General features: G+C 39.5%; 19 protein-coding genes. 1 reads left to right on the top strand and 18 read right to left on the bottom strand.

Going from position 1 to position 21,339, the window contains the following annotated elements; genetic code table 11:
• Positions 1-5 precede the first annotated feature (5 nt).
• The 10 genes from smc to PZE06_RS00375 all read right to left on the bottom strand — a co-directional run bounded on the left by smc (position 6) and on the right by PZE06_RS00375 (position 12,623).
• Entirely contained in the window at positions 6-3,572 is a 3,567-nt protein-coding gene (gene smc, locus PZE06_RS00330; protein WP_150913434.1) for a chromosome segregation protein SMC, read from the bottom strand.
• 70 nt (positions 3,573-3,642) lie between these two features.
• The gene (gene rnc, locus PZE06_RS00335; protein WP_150913432.1) at positions 3,643-4,383 is read right to left on the bottom strand and encodes a ribonuclease III; all 741 of its coding nucleotides are present in this window, start codon (positions 4,381-4,383) and stop codon (positions 3,643-3,645) included.
• Positions 4,384-4,574: 191 nt separating this feature from the next.
• Positions 4,575-4,808, bottom strand: coding sequence for an acyl carrier protein (gene acpP, locus PZE06_RS00340; protein WP_095307998.1), 234 nt, complete (start codon positions 4,806-4,808; stop codon positions 4,575-4,577).
• A 184-nt stretch (positions 4,809-4,992) separates the two neighbouring features.
• Positions 4,993-5,736, bottom strand: coding sequence for a 3-oxoacyl-[acyl-carrier-protein] reductase (gene fabG, locus PZE06_RS00345; RefSeq protein ID WP_150913430.1), 744 nt, complete (start codon positions 5,734-5,736; stop codon positions 4,993-4,995).
• Positions 5,733-6,680, bottom strand: coding sequence for an ACP S-malonyltransferase (gene fabD, locus PZE06_RS00350; RefSeq protein ID WP_150913428.1), 948 nt, complete (start codon positions 6,678-6,680; stop codon positions 5,733-5,735). The genes fabG and fabD overlap by 4 nt, the downstream gene beginning before the upstream one ends.
• A 21-nt stretch (positions 6,681-6,701) precedes the next feature.
• Positions 6,702-7,691 carry a phosphate acyltransferase PlsX gene (gene plsX, locus PZE06_RS00355; RefSeq protein ID WP_150913426.1) on the bottom strand — a complete coding sequence of 330 codons (990 nt, stop codon included), beginning with the start codon at positions 7,689-7,691 and terminating at the stop codon, positions 6,702-6,704.
• Between the two features lie 40 nt (positions 7,692-7,731).
• Positions 7,732-8,295 (bottom strand): transcription factor FapR, encoded by a 564-nt coding sequence (gene fapR, locus PZE06_RS00360; RefSeq protein ID WP_150913424.1) that lies wholly within the window; start codon positions 8,293-8,295, stop codon positions 7,732-7,734.
• Between the two features lie 117 nt (positions 8,296-8,412).
• Positions 8,413-10,467, bottom strand: a complete 2,055-nt coding sequence (recG, locus tag PZE06_RS00365) for an ATP-dependent DNA helicase RecG (protein ID WP_150913557.1) — start codon at positions 10,465-10,467, stop codon at positions 8,413-8,415.
• A 104-nt stretch (positions 10,468-10,571) separates the two neighbouring features.
• Positions 10,572-12,245, bottom strand: coding sequence for a DAK2 domain-containing protein (locus PZE06_RS00370; RefSeq protein WP_150913422.1), 1,674 nt, complete (start codon positions 12,243-12,245; stop codon positions 10,572-10,574).
• Positions 12,246-12,260: 15 nt separating this feature from the next.
• Positions 12,261-12,623, bottom strand: a complete 363-nt coding sequence (locus PZE06_RS00375; RefSeq protein WP_150913420.1) for an Asp23/Gls24 family envelope stress response protein — start codon at positions 12,621-12,623, stop codon at positions 12,261-12,263.
• Between the two features lie 449 nt (positions 12,624-13,072).
• Here PZE06_RS00375 and rpmB point away from each other — a divergent pair, with 449 nt between their 5' ends.
• Positions 13,073-13,261 (top strand): 50S ribosomal protein L28, encoded by a 189-nt coding sequence (gene rpmB / locus PZE06_RS00380; protein WP_095307982.1) that lies wholly within the window; start codon positions 13,073-13,075, stop codon positions 13,259-13,261.
• 310 nt (positions 13,262-13,571) lie between these two features.
• On the opposite strand, the gene spoVM is transcribed toward rpmB, so the two are convergent.
• From spoVM to rsmB, 8 genes are all read right to left on the bottom strand, one after another.
• The gene (gene spoVM, locus PZE06_RS00385; protein WP_017551496.1) at positions 13,572-13,652 is read right to left on the bottom strand and encodes a stage V sporulation protein SpoVM; all 81 of its coding nucleotides are present in this window, start codon (positions 13,650-13,652) and stop codon (positions 13,572-13,574) included.
• An 80-nt stretch (positions 13,653-13,732) separates the two neighbouring features.
• Entirely contained in the window at positions 13,733-14,377 is a 645-nt protein-coding gene (locus PZE06_RS00390) for a thiamine diphosphokinase (protein ID WP_150913418.1), read from the bottom strand.
• Positions 14,378-14,443: 66 nt separating this feature from the next.
• Positions 14,444-15,088 carry a ribulose-phosphate 3-epimerase gene (gene rpe / locus PZE06_RS00395; RefSeq protein ID WP_150913416.1) on the bottom strand — a complete coding sequence of 215 codons (645 nt, stop codon included), beginning with the start codon at positions 15,086-15,088 and terminating at the stop codon, positions 14,444-14,446.
• 2 nt (positions 15,089-15,090) lie between these two features.
• Positions 15,091-15,975 carry a ribosome small subunit-dependent GTPase A gene (gene rsgA / locus PZE06_RS00400; RefSeq protein WP_150913408.1) on the bottom strand — a complete coding sequence of 295 codons (885 nt, stop codon included), beginning with the start codon at positions 15,973-15,975 and terminating at the stop codon, positions 15,091-15,093.
• Positions 15,976-16,078: 103 nt separating this feature from the next.
• Positions 16,079-18,070: a Stk1 family PASTA domain-containing Ser/Thr kinase gene (gene pknB, locus PZE06_RS00405; protein WP_150913406.1), complete on the bottom strand. Its 1,992-nt coding sequence runs from the start codon at positions 18,068-18,070 to the stop codon at positions 16,079-16,081.
• 5 nt (positions 18,071-18,075) lie between these two features.
• Positions 18,076-18,825, bottom strand: coding sequence for a Stp1/IreP family PP2C-type Ser/Thr phosphatase (locus PZE06_RS00410; RefSeq protein WP_150913556.1), 750 nt, complete (start codon positions 18,823-18,825; stop codon positions 18,076-18,078).
• Between the two features lie 8 nt (positions 18,826-18,833).
• Positions 18,834-19,919: a dual-specificity RNA methyltransferase RlmN gene (gene rlmN / locus PZE06_RS00415; RefSeq protein WP_150913404.1), complete on the bottom strand. Its 1,086-nt coding sequence runs from the start codon at positions 19,917-19,919 to the stop codon at positions 18,834-18,836.
• A 72-nt stretch (positions 19,920-19,991) separates the two neighbouring features.
• On the bottom strand, positions 19,992-21,338 hold the full coding sequence (rsmB, locus tag PZE06_RS00420; RefSeq protein ID WP_150913402.1) for a 16S rRNA (cytosine(967)-C(5))-methyltransferase RsmB: 1,347 nt from the start codon (positions 21,336-21,338) through the stop codon (positions 19,992-19,994).
• Position 21,339 lies beyond the last annotated feature (1 nt).

The raw sequence follows: 21,339 nt of genomic DNA on the forward strand, positions 1-21,339 counted from the left end.
AATCTTCACGATTTTACTAGTTCATTCGTTTCTTCTAGTCTTACAGATACTAATTTTGAAACACCAGACTCCTGCATGGTCACACCATACAGAACATCTGCACCTTCCATCGTCCCTTTACGATGGGTGATGACGATAAACTGCGTTTCATGACTATATCGTTTTAAGTATTGACTAAAACGATGAACGTTCGCCTCATCAAGAGCCGCTTCCACCTCATCCAAAATACAAAACGGAACAGGTCTTACCTTTAATATGGAGAAAAGGAGGGCAATTGCTGTTAACGCTCTTTCGCCACCAGAAAGCAAGCCAAGATTTTGTAACTTCTTGCCTGGTGGTTGTGCCACAATTTCAACACCAGTATTTAATAAATCATCCGGATCAGTAAGGCGAAGATCAGCTCGTCCACCGCCAAAGAGCGCTTGGAAAACGGATTCGAAGTGCGAACGAATACCATAAAACGTTTGTTCAAAGCGTTTTTTCATCTCTTCATCCATTTCGCCAATGACTTGGAACAAGGTATCCTTTGCCTCTTGAAGGTCGTTTTTCTGTTCCAATAAAAATTCATAACGCTCTGAAACACGTTCATATTCTTCAATTGCACCGAGATTAACAGTTCCTAATTCTTCGATTGCTAGCTTAATAAGCTTTACTTTCTTTCTCGCCTCATCGACCGGTATCGTTAACGAATATTCTTCCTTCGCTCCTTCATAGGAAAGCAAATATTCCTCACGTAGTCGCGCTAAGCGATTTTCAAGTTCCACATCAAGACGTGTTAACTTCACTTCTTCATCCTTTAATATGCCGATTATCCCTTTATGCTGACGTTTTAACTCTTTCACTTCAAGCTCCGCATCCTCCACTTGATTATGGAGTTGAAGACGCTCCTCGCGCCGAGCAGAGATTAACTTCATCGTCTCATTTTTATCCTGAGCCTTACGATTCGCTGCTTCTTCTAAATGTTCCTCTCCAGATGTACTATCGGTCATTTCTGATGAAAGCAACTGTAGATCCTCAGAGATTGTTGCATAGGTTTCCTTATTTTCTTCAAGCTCAAACATCGTTTTCGCAAGTTTTTCACGTGCATTGCGTGATTGTTCATTTTTCGCTGCAAGCATAACCTTCAATTCGCTAATTTCCTCGACTAATGCTTCTTTAGATGAAATTTGCGAATTTTTTTGTTCTGTCAAGATAGTGATTTCCTTGTCCAATTTTGCTTTTTCTTTTTCAGAAACAGCTAAAAGATTTGTTAATTCCTCTTTTCGAGCCGTGAGTTTTTCTTTTTCTTCCCCATACTGAGAAATATTCATGTCGTACAAGGTAAGTTTTTCATTCATATTCTTTTCTTCTAGCTCAACCTCTCGAAGCTCACCTTTTATGGATTGCTCTAGCAAACGGAGTTCTTCCCCATTTCTTCTGAGCTCATCAAGATGGGCTTCTTGAGCTTGAATATTGGATTTAACTTGCTTAACTTGCTCTTCTTTTACAGCGGTTTGCTGCTCCATTTCCCCAAGCTTTGCAATTAATTCCTCTAGCTCACCTTTTCTACTTAAAAGGGAAGACGACTTTTGCTTTAAGGCACCACCAGTCATTGCTCCACCAGCATTAACAACGTCCCCATCCAAAGTAACGAAACGACAGCGATACTGAAGAACTCTCGCCATTTCATTAGCACCTTTAAGGTCTTTTGTAATTACGACATTGCCAAGGAGACTTGAAACCACCTGACTATATTTCTCATCATGGCGAATAAGCTCAGCAGCAATCCCAACATAAGCTGGGTGCATACTAATTGATTGCTGCTGTTGATAGGACAATGATTTTCCTTTAATTACATTTAACGGTAAAAATGTCGCCCTTCCGAACGAATTCTTCTTTAAATATTGAATAGCTTGACGACCGCTCTCTTCGTTAGCTACTACAACATGTTGCATCGCACCGCCAAGAGCCGTTTCAATTGCGACTTCATACTCTTTTGGAACTTGAATAAGCTCGGCAATTGCCCCTTCAATACCAGAAAGTTTGCTGTCTCTTGCTTTTAAAATCTCTTTAACACCTTGGAAGAATCCGGAATAATCGTCTTCCATCTCTTCTAACATATCTTTTCTTGATTTTGCCTTTTGCAAATATTGATAGGCTTGATAGAGAGTCTTTTCTTGCTTGTCATATTGATTACGCAAGTTTTCAAGCTTATTTTGCTCGTTTCTAAAAATATGCACCTGCTGTTCCAGCTCTTTTTGCACTTCCGATAATTTCGCAAGAATACCTGCTCGTTTATTTTCGATAAGACGACGCTCTTCTAAATATTTCTCATTGTCCTCTTCCAAACGTTTGCTGCGATGATCTTGCTGTCCAAGCTGAGCCTCAACATTTTGAAGTTCATTTTTATATGTGGCCTGCTGATTCAAAATTTCGATATAATCACTTTTTAAAGATTCAATTGTCTCTTCGATATTTTCACTGAAAAGCTTTAATTGATTTTGCTTTTCTACTAAGGTTACCTCAATCTCTGCTGCTTCATTTTCAAGGGCAGCGGCCACCTCTTCTTGCTCTGCTTTTTCCCTTGTAAGTTCATCTATCTTCAATGATAATGTTTGAATATTCTTTTCAAGTTGTTCTTTATTTTGCTTTGCGTTCTTTTTTCTTTCCTTTAAAACCTCCTTCCGTCCTTCAAGTTTTTCTAATTCTTCACTTGCATGAAGGAGAACGGTTTGAAGATCATTGATCGATTCATCTAAGGCAGCAATTTGCTCTCTCATTTCCACTACTTTTGCTTCTTTTGTTTGCAAAGTGGAAGACAACTGCATTTCACCTTGTTTATGATTTTCTAATTGGGTGGATAATTGCTCCCATTTTTCGTGCAAATCTTCAATCTCATAAACGGTAAGAGCTACCTCAATTTTTTCAAGTTCCTCCTTTTGCTGAAGATAATCTTTTGCAATAGAAGCTTGAATTTTTAATGGTTCCACTTGCCCTTCAAGTTCATGAATAATATCATTGACACGATTTAAATTTTCCTGTGTTTCTGAAAGCTTCCCTTCCGCCTTCTTCTTTCTTGTTTTATATTTTAAAACTCCTGCTGCCTCTTCAAAAATCGTCCTTCTTTCTTCAGCCTTACTATTAAGAATTTCTTCAACTCTTCCTTGGCTGATAATTGAAAACGCTTCTCTACCGAGACCGGAATCCATAAATAAATCAACAATATCTTTAAGGCGACAGCTTTGTTTATTAATAAAGAACTCACTATCTCCAGAGCGATAAACTCTTCTTGTAACACTTACTTCTTGATAATCAATCGGCAAAAATTGATCCTCATTTTCTAAAGTTAAAGTAACTTCAGCAAAGTTCAGTGGTTTTCTCGAATCGCTACCTGCAAAAATAATATCTTCCATTTTTGCTCCACGAAGGGATTTAGCTGATTGTTCTCCAAGCACCCAACGGATAGCGTCCGTAATATTGCTTTTTCCACTTCCGTTAGGTCCAACAACTGCTGTCACACCAGGTACAAAATCGACCCCAATGCGTTCAGCAAAAGATTTAAACCCTACTACATCCAAACGTTTAAGATGCACGTTTGTATCCCCCTTCGCTCCTTATCATCTATCGGTTACACTAGCCAAAAAATCCTCTTATACGCTTATTCTAAAGATGTGCTTTTAGTTTTTCGAGAGCCATTTGGGCTGCATGCTGCTCTGCTTCTTTTTTTGATCTACCTGTGCCTACTCCTACCTCTTCCCCATTCAAAGAAACTTGGGAAATAAACTCCCGATTATGAGCGGGCCCTTTTTCTTGCAAGACCTTGTATTCTATTAAACCAGATCCGTCTCTTTGTACATGCTCTTGCAATTGACTTTTAAAATCCATCACATGAGAAAAAGCACCAGCATCAATTTTCGGAAATACAACTTTCTCTAAAAATCGCACGACGGCCTCAATTCCTTTATCCAAAAACAAAGCACCAATAAACGCTTCAAATACATCTGCTAGCAAGGCGGGCCTTGTTCTCCCTCCTGTCATCTCTTCCCCTTTGCCTAATAGCACATACTCGCCAAAGGTGAGTTCGTTAGCAAATGCCACTAAAGAAGGCTCACAAACTACTGCTGCTCTTAATTTTGTAAGCTCTCCTTCACTCATTGTTGGATACTTATTATAAAGAAATTGAGACACCGTTAATTCAAGAACTGCATCCCCTAAAAACTCCAGCCTTTCATTGTCATCATAAGGCTTTTTGCGATGCTCATTCACATATGATGAATGAGTAAAAGCTTGTATAAGTAATTTTACATTGGTAAAATGCACACCTATTTTATCTTGAAATTCTTTAAACTGTCTATCCCTATTTCGTAACGCAAATTTGTCCTTATCTTTACCACTTTTACGCATCCTGCATCCACCTTGCTATATTTTTACATTCTAGATTCAAGTGTACTTTTATTTCCTTTAAAACGCAAAGAAATTCTTTAAATGCCCATCATCATGAAGGAGCTTTTTAAAGAAGCTGCTTTTTTAATCAAAAGCTCTCCCTTATAGAAGAAAGCCCCGTTAAAAACGGAGCTTTTAAAAAAGACCTTGCATTATGAATTGGCTTGTATGTAATTAACTGCGTCACCAACTGTTTGGATTTTTTCAGCATCATCGTCAGAAATTTCCATATCAAACTCATCTTCTAATTCCATAACTAGTTCAACAACATCTAGTGAATCAGCACCAAGATCTTCTTTGAAAGTTGCTTCAAGTTTTACTTGAGATTCTTCCACGCCAAGGCGGTCAACGATAATTTTTGTTACTCTTTCTAGTACTTCTGCCATGCTTGTTCACCTCCCCTCAAGCCATTATAGATGATTTTATTTTAAATTAAAATCTCGTTTTCATTTTTTATAGATAAATCTTTAATTCGCATGCTTGTGAATGTCTTCATTTCCTTAAAAGCCTCTGCCTTTTCCGCTTCTTAATGGCAACACCTATGCAACTTTAGGTGTTCCAACGGTCATTCTACATGATCATTCCACCATCAACATGTAAAGTTTGACCAGTCATATAACGGCTATCTTCAGAAGCCAAGAAAACAACCACTTTTGCAATATCTTGCGGTTCACCGAGACGAGCAAGTGGTATTTGCTTTAGCATTTCCACTTTCACATCTTCATTTAATTGATCCGTCATATCTGTCGTAATAAAGCCTGGCGCAACAGCATTCACAGTAATTCCCCGTGATGCCAACTCCTTCGCAGTTGTTTTAGTTAGGCCAATCACCCCAGCTTTAGCGGCAACATAATTGGCTTGTCCAGCATTTCCGCCTACGCCCACGATCGAGGAAATATTAATGATTCTCCCGCTTCTTTGTTTCATCATTTGACGAGTGACCGCTTTTGTACAAAGAAAGACACCTTTTAAATTTGTATCGATAACCGCATCCCAGTCTTCTTCCTTCATACGCATAAGCAGATTATCTCGAGTGATGCCTGCGTTGTTAACTAATATATCAATAGTACCAAACTGCTCTACTACTTGTTTCATCATAGTGGAAACAGAATCACCGTCTGCAACATCTGCTTGGACAGCAATTGCCTTACGGCCTAAAGATTTGATTTCAGCCACAACATCGTTTGCCATCTTTTCACTACCAGCATAATTTACCGCTACATTAGCACCTTGTCTTGCCAGTTCCAATGCTATTTCTCTTCCTATTCCCCTTGATGCACCAGTTACTATGGCATTTTTCCCTTCAGTTTTCATTGTACTCCCTCCTTCAAGGCTTCATACACAATCTTAAAGCTTTCTTCATCTGAAATAGCATAAGTTGCAACGGTGCGATCAATTTTTCTCACTAATCCTGATAGAACTTTTCCAGGACCAATTTCAATAAAAGTATCAACACCAAGTCCGATCATTCTTTTCACTGTATCTTCCCATTGAACAGGGGAATATAATTGCTCAATTAATTTTTCTTTAATCTCATTAGGCTCTACCATCTCTGTTGCCGATACATTTGCGATAACAGGTATCGCTGCTTTTTCAATCTTTACCTCATCGAGAACAGCTGCTAATTTAGCAGACGCTGGTTTCATTAAGCTTGAATGAAACGGCCCACTGACCTCCAAAGGAAGAACCCTCTTAGCGCCAGCTTCTTTCGCTTTAACGGAAGCTAATTCCACTCCTTGGCGCGAGCCAGAAATAACAATCTGACCAGGGCAATTTATGTTCGCTAATTGAACAGGCTGTCCCCCAGCCGCGATCTCTGCCGTAACTTTCTCAAGTTCATTGCGCTCTAACCCCAATACCGCTGCCATCGTCCCCTCTCGATTAGGAACGGCTTCTTCCATAAATTCTCCTCTTTTTCGAACAGCGTAGACCCCATCTTCAAATGAAAGCGCGCCTGCTGCAACAAGAGCTGTGTATTCACCCAAACTATGACCGGCAACAAAGTCGGCTCTAATGTTAGCTTGCTCAAAATAATGTAAGATTGCAATGCTCGTCGTTAACAACGCTGGTTGGGCATAAGTTGTTAATGTCAGTTTTTCTTGCGGTCCTTGAAAAATAATGTCTGAAAGAGCAAATCCTAATCTTTTATCTGCTTTTTGAAATATGGCCTGCACTGATTTATCTTTTTGCGCAAGTGTTTGTCCCATTCCAACCGTTTGGGAACCTTGTCCTGGAAATATAAAAGCAATTTTCCCCATTAAAAATCTCCTTTCGGTAGATTAATTCGATTTTTCTTCGATCGTTACTTTAATTGTTTGGATCACTTCTTTTTGAACCATTTCACGGGTTTGACGCACTGCATTATAAAGTGAGTTTGCATCTGAAGAGCCATGTGTTTTAATGACAGGAGCCTTTAAACCAAATAATCCAGCGCCACCATACTCAGAGTAATCCATTTTTGCCTTTAAAGCCCTTAAATTAGGCATTAAAACGGCAGCGGCAAGCTTCGATTTTAAATCACTGGAAAGAGCGGCCTTCAGCATACTAAATACAGACATCGCTGTTCCTTCGATCGTTTTTAACACCATATTGCCAGTAAATCCATCCGTGACAACTACATCAGCAACGCCATCTAATAAATCGCGAGCCTCGACGTTTCCAATAAAATGAAGATCAGAGTTCTGTAATAGATCAAATGCCTGCTTCGTCAATTCATTGCCCTTTTTCTCTTCCGTTCCAATATTTAAAAGTCCAACTCGCGGATTTTCAACGCCTCTAACCTTGTCACAATAAATCGATCCCATTATTGCGTTTTGTAATAAGTGCTCTGCTTTTGCGTCTACGTTTGCTCCGACATCAAGTAATAGAAATCCTTCTCCGCCAATTGTTGGCAAGGTCGGGGCGAGGGCAGGCCGATCAATTCCTTCTATGCGGCCAACAACAAATAATCCTGCCGCCATTAATGCGCCTGTGTTTCCAGCTGAAATACAGCCATCAGCCTCTCCATCAGCGACAAGCTTCGCAGCAAGCACCATCGATGCGTTCTTCTTTCTTCTCACTGCACGAACAGGTTCATCTGTCCCTAAAATCACTTCTTCAGTATGTACAATCGAAATTCTTTCTTTATTTGAAAGATATTCCTTAATCTTGCTTTCATCACCAACTAACATTATTTCCAAGTCAGAAAAGGCCTCAATGGCCTTCATTGCTCCAAGGACAATTTCCTTTGGGGCGTTGTCTCCACCCATAGCATCAATGGCTAATTTCATTATGCCTCATTCCTTATATTCAGTTTAGTATAACAATGTTTTAGGCATGCGAGCGATACATTTCAAAATCACCTTTAAAAACAATCTCGCTGTTCACATAACTTGTTACTTCAACGAGTGTGCGTCCAGTTTCTTCATCAATATTAAGAACCTTTGCTTTTGCGACCACTCTTTCACTTACTTTTACTGAGCGGGTAAAACGGATATTCGCTTTAGCTGTTAATGCGAGTTCATCATTGATCACAGCAACCGCCAGTGAGTTAGCTTGAGCAAATAAATGGTGCCCTCTAGCAATTTGGTTTCGTTTGAATACATGTTCTTTTTTTATATCTAAGATAGAAATCGCTGACTGATCTAAATCCATATCAATGATTTCCCCAATTACTTCATCAATTGGTAAAGAGCGAACCTCATCCTCAAACGTTCTTTCTGCAACGTTTTTAATCCGCTCCCTAAGTTCAGGGATCGATAACTCTAACCGATCTAATCTGATCGTTTGCACACTTACGGAAAATTTATCTGCCAGTTCTTCATCTGTGACAAACGGATTTTCTTTGATTGTCTCTGTTAAAAGCGCTTGCCGTTCTCTTTTATTTCTTCTCATTTATGACACCGTCCAAGATATTAAGACTAGGTACTAATAGTAGTATATGATTAAAAAATACAGATTGCAAGAAAGAATTCTTCCTGTAAACTATTCTAGTAATGCTACCGGGCCACATTAGTCCAGCTTTTCACCTTTTAATACTTCTGATTTATGAAGATATTCTCGTAAATCAGCATAACTAGGAGAATGCCAAAAATCCTCCGATTGAATCATCGCCGCCGCATCGTTTCTTGCTGTTTCTAAAGTACGATAATCATGGACCATATCTGCTAATTTAAACTCGGGTACACCACTTTGCTTTCTTCCAAAAAAATCACCAGGACCTCTTAACTCCAGATCCTTCTCACTTAAGACAAAGCCATCGTTCGTCTCAGTCATAATTTGCATACGTTCTTTTCCAATCTCTGTTTTTGGATTGGCAAGTAATATACAATAAGACTGCTCACTCCCCCTGCCGACACGACCACGAAGCTGGTGCAATTGCGCTAAGCCGAAACGTTCTGCATCATAAATGACCATGAGCGTTGCATTCGGCACATTAACTCCGACTTCCACAACAGTTGTGGAAACGAGAACTTGAAGTTCATTTTGGCTAAAAGCTTTCATAACTGCATCTTTTTCATCAGCATTTAAGCGACCGTGCATTAATCCGATCTGATAACGACCTTCAAAGTATGTCATAAGGGCAGCGTGAACATCTATCGCATTTTGAACATCAAGCTTCTCTGACTCTTCGATCAATGGACAAATAACGTATGCCTGCCTACCCTTTGCTAACTCTTTTTCCATAAACGCCAATACTCGTTCAAGCATTTCATGTTTCGCCCAATAAGTTTCAATTGATTTTCTTCCAGCAGGCATTTCATCTATGACTGAAACATCCATTTCACCAAAGACAGTGATCGCAAGCGTTCTCGGAATTGGAGTAGCGGTCATAAAGAGTACATCGGGATTTTCTCCTTTCTCGCGCAGGATTTTCCGCTGCTCGACGCCAAAACGATGTTGTTCATCGGTGATAACTAGACCAAGCTTATGAAAATGTACCTCATCTTGAATTAAAGCATGCGTACCGATTAAAACATCAATTTCCCCCAATCGCAGTCGCTCAAGAATTTCTTTTCTTTTCTTTCCTTTCACAGAACTTGTTAAAAGTTCACATTGAATATTAAATGCTTGCAGTAAGCCAGTGAGCGATTCCGCATGCTGCTCTGCCAAAATCTCAGTCGGCACCATCAAAGCTCCTTGAAAACCAGCAGAGATACTAGCAAATAACGCAATCGCTGCGACTACTGTTTTTCCTGAACCAACATCGCCTTGAAGGAGTCTGCTCATCCGATACGGAGACTTCATATCTGCTAAAATTTCGTTGACAACCCTTTTTTGAGCGTTGGTCAACGGGAAAGGCAACGAATGGAGAAAAGCTTTGAGTTTTTTTAAATCATAGCTTTGCATGACACCTTGTGATTGTTCTCTCTCAAACTTTCGTAAAGCCTGCATTTTTAATTGAAAATAAAGAAACTCCTCGTAAACAATCCTTCTTCTAGCCTGCTTAATGTCATCATCATTAGAAGGAAAGTGAATCATTTTTATTGATTCTTTTCTGCTGGGAAGGCGATATTTTGCGAGAAGATCCTGAGGCAAAGTTTCATGGATTATGTCACCGTACTGTTGAAAAGCTAATTGCAAAAAACGGCGAATTCCTTTTACTGTTATCGTTCCTTTTACATGATAAACAGGTGAGAGCATCTCTTTTTGATCAGAAGGTCCTAATTGCATTTCAGACGCTGTAATAGTGCGCCGATGCATGTCCCATTTTCCTGTGACCTGAATCGTCTCGTTAAGCACTATTTTCTTCTTCAAGTATGGCTGATTAAAAAAGATTACTTGGATTAAAAAATGGTCAACGAGCAATTTAACCGTCAAACGCGACTTCTTTCTACCATAATAAACAAGGGATGGTTCACTTTGCACCTTTCCTTCAAGGGTTAATCTTTCTTCGTGCTTCACTTCGGTTAAATCCTTAAGACGATAATCCTCATAACGAAAGGGAAAATGCTCAAGCAAATCTTCAATTGAATATATGTTCATCTCAGCTAAGGCCGCAGCAGTTTCGTCGCCAATCCCTTTTATAGCAGTAACGGATTGTTTTAAACGATTATCCCCACTCATCATTACACTCCTCCTTTACTTAAAGAGAATCACAAAAGCATGACTAAATTAGCCATGCTTTTTGTAAGTATTTAGAAGGTGATTGAAGTAACATTGGCTCATATTTACTCAATGGAGAAAATAAATGCGTACAATGGTTGCTTTCCATCATGCACTTCAATTTCAACATTTTCAAATTGTTGCGCAACGAAATCTGTCACTACTTGGACATCTTCCTCTGTTGCATCTTCACCTTTTAGAACAGTTAAAATTTCAGAGTCTTCATCGAGCATATTCTTTAATAATTCAATGGCAGCCTTCGCTCTGTCTTTGTCCTTCAAGATAATTTTACCATCGGCAATCCCCATGTAGTCATCTTTAGCAATTTCAATGCCATCGATATTCGTATCACGTACAGCATAGGTGATTTGTCCAGTTTTCACATGAGCTAATGCCTCTGACATTCCATCTTTATTTGCTTCAAGATCCGCTGTTGGATTAAAGGCAAGAAGCGCTGCTAAGCCCTGTGGAACTGTCTTTGATGGAACGACAATGACATCTTCTTCAGAAACCTCAGCTGCCTGCTCAGCAGCCATAATAATATTTTTATTATTAGGCAAAATGATAATTTTTTCCGCATGGATCTCTTTGATCGCCTTTACAATGTCCTCTGTACTTGGATTCATTGTTTGTCCGCTTTCAATTACAGCATGAGCACCGATACTTCTAAATAACTCCGCTATGCCGCTGCCCATTGAAACCGTTACGATCCCGTACTCGAGCTTTTCCTTACGCTTAGGTGGGACCTCTGTTCTATGCTGCTCACCAACAATATTTGTATGCTGTTCACGCATATTTTCAATTTTCATATTGATTAAGCTTCCATACTTTTGACCGTATGATAAAACAGTTCCCGGTTGCTCTGAGTGAATATGTACTTTTACGACGTTTTCATCTGCTATTACTAGAAGGGAATCTCCATATTCACTTAAATCCTGACGGAAATTTTCCTCAGAAAAAGGATTATGAGAAAGCTTTTCAGGTTCAAATTTCACCATGAACTCTGTACAATATCCAAATTCTATATCCTCTGTATTAATATGACCTTGTACGCTCATATGATGCTCTGCGCTAACAAGCTCTTCCATATTTGGTAGGTCAGATGGATTATCTGACAATTGTTCCCCTTTTAAATTCGCCAAGAAACCTTCATAAACAAAAACAAGACCTTGACCACCACTATCGACTACCCCTACTTCTTTAAGAACTGGGAGCAAATCTGGTGTTCTTTTTAATGATGCTTTTGCTTCTTTAACAACCGCTTCCATAATTTTCACAATATCATCGCTTTTTTCTGCCGCTTCAACTGCCCGTTTTGCTGCATCCTTAGCGACGGTAAGAATGGTACCTTCAACAGGCTTCATAACTGCTTTGTAAGCAGTTTGTACCCCTGCTTCAAACGCTTGGGCAAACTCGGAAGCGTTTATTTCACTTTTTTGCTCAATATATTTTGAGAACCCGCGAAATAATTGGGATAGAATAACCCCTGAGTTACCTCGAGCTCCCATTAGGAGACCTTTGGATAGAGCAAGACCAACACGACCGATATGGTCCTGAACATTATTTCTAACTTCTTTCGCACCAGAAGTCATCGATAAGTTCATATTCGTTCCAGTATCTCCATCTGGAACAGGAAAAACGTTTAATGCATCCACATATTTAGCATTTGTGGACAAGTGGTTCGCCCCTACGGCTACCATTTCTGCAAAACGTTTTCCGTCTAAAGTTTTCATAGACACTAAACTTCCTCCTCACTACGGGTTCGTAACACGAACGCCCTGAACAAATATATTTACCGATTCCACACTAAGTCCGACTGTCTTGTCCAATATATATCTTACTTTAGACTGAACATTGTGGGCTACCTCGGAAATTTTCGTTCCATAACTAACGATAATATACATGTCAATATGCACATCATCATTTTCTTGGCGCACGATGACACCACGTGTGAAATTTTCCCTACGCAGTATATCCGTTAATCCATCTTTTATTTGATGTTTTGACGCCATTCCTACTATACCATAACAGTCAACTGCCGCTCCACCTGCAATTGTAGCGATCACATCATTCGAGATATCAATTTGTCCGTAGCTCGTTTTCAATTCAATGGACACAGGTCTTCCCCCTTTGGAAATTAATCCGTATTGAATGCTTTTATGACTTCGAATTCGGTAAACTCATTCAACTTCGTTGATTTCAACATATTTCACTTAATCGCAAAACATGAACTTACTTTTGCAATTTAATGCAACTACAGTCATTTTACTATAATGATTTCAAATTTGAAAGTCTGCAGAAAACTCTTCGTAAAAAGGTCGGATGAATCAGCATCAACTTCTTCCGCTGATTTTATTAATCAAATTACCTGTCAAGGTAATAATCTTGAAACTCTTTTATATCCCTATTGCATTCCGAATGTTTGTATGATAAATTATTAAAGTATCTTTTAATGGTCGAAAAATGTTTTGTAATTTTTCGCATTAAATTAAAAACGGCAAGATTCATTGCGCAGGATGTATAGGTTGAAATGATACGCCTTTCATAAGTAAGGGGGGAAATAAATATGCCACGTAAATGTGTAATCACTGGTAAAAAAACAACTTCAGGTAATGCACGTTCTCACGCTATGAACGCTAACAAGCGGACATGGGGAGCAAACCTTCAAAAAGTACGTATTCTTGTAAACGGTAAGCCTAAGCGTGTTTGGGTTTCTGCAAGAGCACTTAAATCAGGTAAAGTTGAACGTGTATAAGAAGAATGGGAGCATCCTCGTAGATGCTCTTTTCTTTTTTTCACTCCCCCTACATTTCTTCCATAGTTTATCCTATTTCTTGCTTTACAAAACAAAGGGAAAGATATGTTTTAAAACAGAGACGAAGAGCAAGGATTGTTTTCTAAAAGATTTATTAAACCATATTACTGTGCAAACATTCATCATAAGTCATCGCCATGATAAAAGAAAAAGACTATAGACAAACTTGCTCTCTCAAGTTTGTCTATAGTCTGACATCTCATTTCATTTTAATGAGGTGCGCATCATTTACTTTTAAAGATGAGCTACATTAGCCCTTTTTGAATGTTCCCAACATGGCCCGGACAATACCACCAAGAAATTTCGGAAGTTTAATTGTATAAAATTTCATCATGTCCCTCCTTACCATCTCACGCATACAGCATATTCCTAAGTAATGCATTACTATTATATTCTTACAAAAAAAATTAGTTAATCATTGCTTCTTATCACCAATAATATGCCCTTCGTAAAAGAAAAAGTACCATTATCACCAATAAGTTCATTACTAATACATAGTGTAGAAGTTAACGGAATATGCCGATCATTTAACGGATATTTAAATCCAGTGAGCGTGAGGCCAGACACTGCGCTAGAATACGGAATAAAAGAAATGTATTTTTTCTGTTCATCTTTTTCTATGCGATAACTTCCAGGTCCTTTGGCAAATATAATATTTTTTTTATCAATTATTTCGATAGTCGCGTTAACACGGTTTAGTATAGGTCTTAACAATAATTGCACATTGCCTAAAAAATGATCAAGCCTTCCTCCCGTACCGGCAAAAATGCGAATCTTTTCTGCGCTCTGTTCAAGTGCCCAATTCACGGCGAGTTCCATATCGGGCTCGTCCTTTTCCGCTCTAAACGCTTCGATATTTTTTACTCTTGAACGGATCAGCGCCCATTCTTCATCCGTTACTGAATCAAAATCGCCAAAAGCATAGGCCGGCTCAATTCCATGGCTTATGAGAAGCAATACACCCCTATCTACCCCAATCCAGGTGCAATTATCGTTAAATTCTGCAAGATCAGGCACATGCTCTGCTGGTCCACCTGCTACAATATTGATGTACATTTCTCCACCCCCCTGCTTAATTATGTAACCACATTACGAAAAAAGTCAGCTATGCTGCAGCTGACTTTATCCTCGTAACACTTCAATTGCTTGCTTTCGATCCGATTTATTATAGATCGCTGATCCTGCAACGAGTACGTTCGCCCCCGCCTCAATGCATAATTTCGCAGTCTCCTCATTTACTCCACCATCAACTTCTATTTCAGTTTTTAAACCTCTTGATTGCACCAAATCCTTCACTTCTTTGATTTTTGGCAAAACGGAATGGATGAACTTTTGACCGCCAAAGCCAGGGTTAACTGTCATTAACAGGACCATGTCCACATCGTCAATAATCGGTTTAATCGTTTCAATCGATGTAGCTGGATTTAAAACTACTCCAGCTTTAACACCGCAAGACTTGATATTTTGGATAGTGCGGTGGAGATGCCTTGATGCTTCTACATGAACCGTCAGAAAGTCTGCTCCAGCTCTTGCAAACGCCTCTACATATTGATCAGGGTTTTCAATCATTAGATGGACATCTAACGGAAGACTAGTGACAGGTCTTATCGCTTCTACAATCAAAGGGCCAATTGTGATGTTAGGTACAAAATGACCATCCATAACATCAACATGGATATAGTCTGCCCCACCTTGTTCTACATCTTTAATCTCTTCTCCTAGTTTGGAAAAATCTGCGGATAAAATCGAAGGTGCAATTTTCACCATTGCTAATACCTCGGCTTTCTCTCTTTTATTTCTTGCAAAAACTGCTTGTAATGCTCATAACGGTATTCAGGAATATCACCGGATTCAACCGCTGCTTTGACGGCGCATTTCGGTTCTTGCATATGCATACAGCCTCTAAACTTACAAGATTCACTTGCCTTCTCTATCTCTGGAAAACAATAATTTAAATCTTCTATTTCTAGCTCCATAAATTCCAATGAACTAAATCCAGGAGTATCTGCAACTAAGCCAGCACCAATTTCAATTAACTCCACATGCCTTGTTGTATGTTTACCACGTCCCAAATGGGTTGAAATATCATTTGTCTCCAATTTAAGATCAGGCTTCAAAACATTTAATAGAGAAGACTTCCCCACTCCAGATTGGCCGGCAAAGACGGAAATTTCACCCTCTAATAAGGGCAGCAATTTCTCCACCCCGTCCTCCGTAGCTGAAGAGGTAAACAGGACATGATAGCCAGATTTTTCATAGTCCTTGCCATATTTCAAGATTCTTTCTTTTTCCTTTTCATTGATCAAATCCATTTTCGAAACACAAATAATCGGACGGATTCGATTAAATTCAATGAGGACAAGGAAACGATCGAGCAGAGCCGTACTAAAGTCAGGCTCAACTGCAGAAAAAATTAAAATAGCTTGATCGACATTGGCGATCGGCGGTCGAACGAGTTCGTTTTTTCGTTCTTTAATTTCTAGAATATACCCTTCCTGATCATTATCTGCTTGAAATAGAACTTCATCACCAACAAGAGGGCTCACCTTTTTCTTGCGAAATACACCACGCCCTCTGCATTGAATGACTTTTTTTTCATCTGTTAAAACATAATAAAACCCTGCTAACGCTTTAATAATTTTGCCCTCAGGCATAAATACACTCCTTTATTAAAAAATATTCTTAAGTCAGGCAGGAATCTCTTCCTTCTCATTTAAGAAATACCAGTCGAGTAAACAAGGGGAATTGTCCCCTTGTTTACTCCTGTGGATACGGTACGGATTTGTCAATGATGACTCGGCCATCAACAATTACCTTGTAGCCTGCTTTCCGATCATGGGCAACTTTTAAAGTAATTTTTATCGTTCGAGGTTCCATAATTTCAAACGAATCATACGGTACTGTACTGCTATTGATCATATCCTCCACAAATATTTGTACTGTCTGTGGTTCACCCTCTTCAGTTGGCTCATATGGAATTGATACTTCTTCAACAACATCCTTCGGTGGAATTTCTCTCTTCCCTTTCGAAATTGTTACTGAAACTTTGTCGCCTTTTTTCAGTTCCGTACCCGCTCTCGGATTTTGTGAAATGACGAGTCCTTCAGCGACCGAATCATGAAACTCTTCCCGTGTAATATCAACAACCAAGCCGACTGAAGCTGCATACTCCTCCAAGCCTTTGGCATTATAGCCCGATAGATCTTTTAAGCTAACCATTTCAGGCCCTTTACTCACAATAAATTCAAGGATTGTCTCCTCTGGTACAACTTCGTCCCCTGGCGTAAACGATTGCTCAATAATAATACCCGCAGGTACTTCATCATCATGTACTTCAGTCGGAATAATGTCCTTGAAGTTTTGATCCTCCAACAGTTGCAAAACATCTTCAATAGCTCGGCCACGATAATCTAATAATTCGACTTTTTCCTTTCCAGTGCTCACATAAATATCAATCGTGGTTCCTTCTTTCTGTAATTGACCAGCCTTCGGATCTGTCTTAATTACATGCCCTTCTTCAATTTCTTCATCTGGCAATTCAATCGTTTCACCGACCACGAAGCCAACCTTTTCAAGCTCCGCCCTTGCCTCTTCTAATTCCATCGTCGCTACATCAGGAACCTCAATTTCGTCAGGTGCCAACAGATCAGGAAGAATTGTTACCGCTGAAATAAACAGTATAATAAGCACAACAAACACAGAAACTAAAATGATGGGCCATTTCTTCCGCTTTTTCTGTTTTTCTTTCTTCTTCGCCTTCTTTTCAGCTGGTTCATCTTGCTCTAACGCAGGATCAGCCTTGGCAGTTTCTTTGCCATGAATAATCGTTTCATCCAAATTACCGTACGGACGATCATTTGTAATAATGGGAATAGCTTTCGTCGCATCATTATCCTCAGGGATCGTAAAGCGCTCCTCATTCATCCGTGCAGGATCGAGTGCTGTCCTTAAATCTTGCTCCATATCTTCCGCACTATCGTAACGATGAAAAGGGTCTTTCGCAGTTGCTTTTAGAACAATATTTTCAACGCTTTGCGGGATCGATGGATACCAGCGTCGTATCGATGGTGTCTCTGACTGAAGATGCTTTAAAGCTATAGAAACGGCTGACTCTCCTGAAAATGGCAACCTTCCCGTTAACAGTTCAAATAATACGATTCCAAGGGAATAAACATCCGATTTTTTATTCGCCATCCCGCCGCGCGCTTGTTCCGGCGATAAATAATGAACCGAGCCTAAAACGGAATTAGTCTGTGTAATACTTGTCGCACTTAAGGCCATCGCAATCCCGAAGTCAGTAATCTTCACATTCCCTTCCCGATCAATTAAAATATTGTGCGGCTTAATATCACGGTGGATAATATGATTTTGGTGGGCGTGAGAAATGGCCGAAGTGAGTTGCTGCATAATATCCAGTGCCGTCTCCACTCTTACCGGAGAGTGCTGCTGAATATATTGCTTTAATGTCTGTCCATCCACGTATTCCATCACGATATAGTATATTGAATCTTCTTCGCCTACATCGTAAATATTCACAATATTAGGATGTGCTAAGCTTGTTGCAGATTGGGCCTCACGATGAAACCGGCGAATAAACTCCTCATCATTAGAAAAATCAAGTCTGAGTACTTTCACGGCAACATCCCGATCGAGAATCATGTCATGGGCTAAATAAACATTCGCCATTCCTCCTCCACCGATCATATCGAGGATCTTATAACGGCCACTTATTCTTTTACCGATTAACATTTACATCACCCTCTTTCATGACCTTGATCAAATTCTAAAATGACTAGGGTGATATTGTCTTCGCCACCGTTTTCATTAGCAAGGTTGACGAGCGTAGTTGCTTTTTCTTCTATCGATTCCACGCCCTTCAATATGCGCTTCATCTCATCGTTGCTCACTTTATTGGAAAGTCCGTCAGAACATAATAAGAGATAATCCTCTTCTTCAAACATAATTGTTTTAAGATCAATTTTTACATCTAATTCTGTTCCAAGGGCACGTAAGATCACGTTCTTTCTTGGATGATGCTCTGCATCCTCTTCAGAAATTTGTCCTGTCCGAACCAGCTCATTTACTAGTGTATGGTCTTCAGTCAATTGCTGAAAACCACTCGAATTTAATATGTAGCTGCGACTATCACCAACATGGGCAATCGTTGTGAAAAGCTCCGTTACAATGACAGCCTCAATTGTAGTTCCCATTCCGTCGCATTCTTTATTCGCCTGTGCATGCTCGAAAATTTTGTTATTAACTTCTACAATATTAGTACTTAACCAGTTTTCAGCTTGATCGGCTGTTGCGATTTCTTCCGCCTGTTCCCATAAAGCTTGTAGGGATGTAACGGCGAGTTCGCTTGCTACATCACCAGCGCGATGACCACCCATCCCATCAGCAACAATAGCGAGGTGCTGACCATTCTTATTTTCAAACACCCCGCCGTTATCCTCATTATTCTGGCGCACTCTCCCTTTGTCAGTCATAAAAATGGACTTCACTTTACCAGTCACCTCGTCTCCTCTTTTCGCTCCTTTGCACGTAGTTGTCCACATGCAGCATCAATATCATGTCCTTGTTCTCTTCTTATCGTTACGTTGACACCATGCTGCTTTAATGTTTTTTCAAATAAGAAAATTTGTTCCTTTGGAGTTCTTACATAATCTCTTTCAGGCACATAATTTACTGGAATTAAATTGACATGACATTTGATTCCTTTAATCAGTTTTGCGAGCTCTTCCGCATGCTCCACTTGGTCATTTACGCCACCGAATAATCCATATTCGAAGCTGACCCTGCGACCTGTTTTGTTAATATAATACTTAACAGCTTCCATCAATTCCGGCAGCTTATAAGCACGGTTTATCGGCATTAACCTACTTCTAATCTCCGTATTTGGGGCATGAAGGGAAATGGCGAAATTGATTTGTAAGTTTTCGTCTGCAAATTTATAGATCTTAGGAATAATTCCACTTGTTGAAACCGTTATATGGCGAGCACCAATGTTCAAACCTTTGTCATGGTTGATAATCTTTAAAAAGGACATCATCGAATCAAAATTATCAAACGGTTCACCAATTCCCATAATGACAACAGAGCTGACGCGCTCATCCGTTTCGTCAAGAGCCTGTTGCACCTTTACCACTTGGGAAACTATTTCACCCGCTTCGAGATTTCTTTTTAATCCACCTAAAGTTGAGGCGCAAAATGTACAACCAATCCGACATCCGACCTGTGTCGTAACACAAACTGAATTACCATATTCATGGCGCATGAGGACCGTCTCAATTGAATATCCATCATGAAGCTCAAACAAAAATTTAATCGTTCCATCTGAAGATGTTTGCTGAATCAATGTATTTAATGTTGTGATCGTGAAATGCTCAGCAAGTTTTTCCCGTAAACCTTTTGAAAGATTCGTCATGTCCTCAAAGGTCGTGATTCTTTTTGTATAAAGCCAGTCAAAAATTTGTTCTCCTCTAAATCCCTTTTCGTTGCGTTCCACTAACCATTCTTTCAATTCATGTAACTGTAAGGAATAAATGGATGGTTTCTGCTCGGTTGTTTGTTTCTTCACTCTTGTTGTTTGTTCCACTTCCTACACCTTCTTTCTTTGCCTATACATCAACATTGTATCTGTTTATCGCGATTCATAAACGGTTATCTTTCATTCAGTCTTCTTGAGTGCTGCAATATAAAATCCATCCGACCCAAAATCCTGCGGCAAAATTTGTATTGAAAACCGATCACAAAGCGCTTTAATCGCTTTAGGAAGTCGCTCTGCCAATGTATGATCACCACTAAATTTTTTATTCTCATTTAAAAACTTCTCGATGACAGAGGCGTTTTCTGCATCATCAACTGTACATGTACTATAAACAAGAATACCACCTTTTTTCAACAATGGAGCAACAGAATTCAGAAGCTCGAGTTGAATCCGTTGAAGGTGTTGAACATCTTGTTCGTTTTTTGTGTACTTCATATCCGGTTTTCTCCTCATTACGCCAAAACCTGAGCATGGAGCATCAAGGAGAATGCGGTCAAAGCTTTCTTCAGGGAAGTGTTCTCCTGCTTTACGACTGTCCAAAGCCTTTGTTTCAATATTTTCCAATCCAAGCCGTTTGGCGTTTTGCGCAATCAGTTTTACTTTATGTTCATGAAGATCTAATGAGATGACTCGCCCTGTTTGTTCAAGCTTCTCCGCGATATGTGTTGTCTTTCCACCAGGTGCTGCACAAGCATCCAATACTATCTCATCTTGTTTTACTCCTAATGCATAGGCGACAATCATCGAGCTCTCATCCTGAATGGTCAGCAATCCTTCCTTGAAGGGCATTGAGTTAGCTAAGTTCCCTTTTAAACACCTGATTGCTTCTGGAATGACAGAGCTTCTTTCAACTTGATAGCCCTCTTCCTCAAGCATTTTAAAACATGCTTCCCAATTTGTTTTTGTCGTATTAATTCGAGCTGTTTGCAAAGGCGCCGTTAAATTAAGTTCGCACATTTCCTTCGCCTGCTCATAACCTAATTGTTTGACCCACCTTTTAACGAGCCAGAGCGGATGACTTGTACTAATTGAAAGGCGATGGGTAGGATCACTTATCTCTTCCAAACTAGGAACACCCTCGCGTTGGATCGTCCTTAAAACCCCATTGACCATACTAGCAATCCCTTTATGTCCACGCTTTTTAGCAATTTCAACAGCTTCAAAAATAGCAGCTCGATCAGGTATTTTATCTAAGTAAATCATTTGATAAATCGTCAATCTTAGCAATTGCTTTACCCATGGTTCGAGTTTATGTGCTTTTTTTAAAAATGGCTCCATGTAGTAATCCAGTGTCATTCTGCGCTGTAATGTACCATAGACCAACTCTGTTAATAATCCTATATCTTTTGGGTTAATCTGATTTTTCTTAATCTCGCTATTTAACAGAAGGTTACTATACGATTGATTTTTTTCAATCTGATCTAATATTCTAAGTGCACCTTCTCTAACATTGTTTTGCTGACCCATT

This window comes from Robertmurraya sp. DFI.2.37, from assembly GCF_029211245.1.
Lineage (GTDB): Bacteria > Bacillota > Bacilli > Bacillales > Cytobacillaceae > Robertmurraya > Robertmurraya methanolica_A.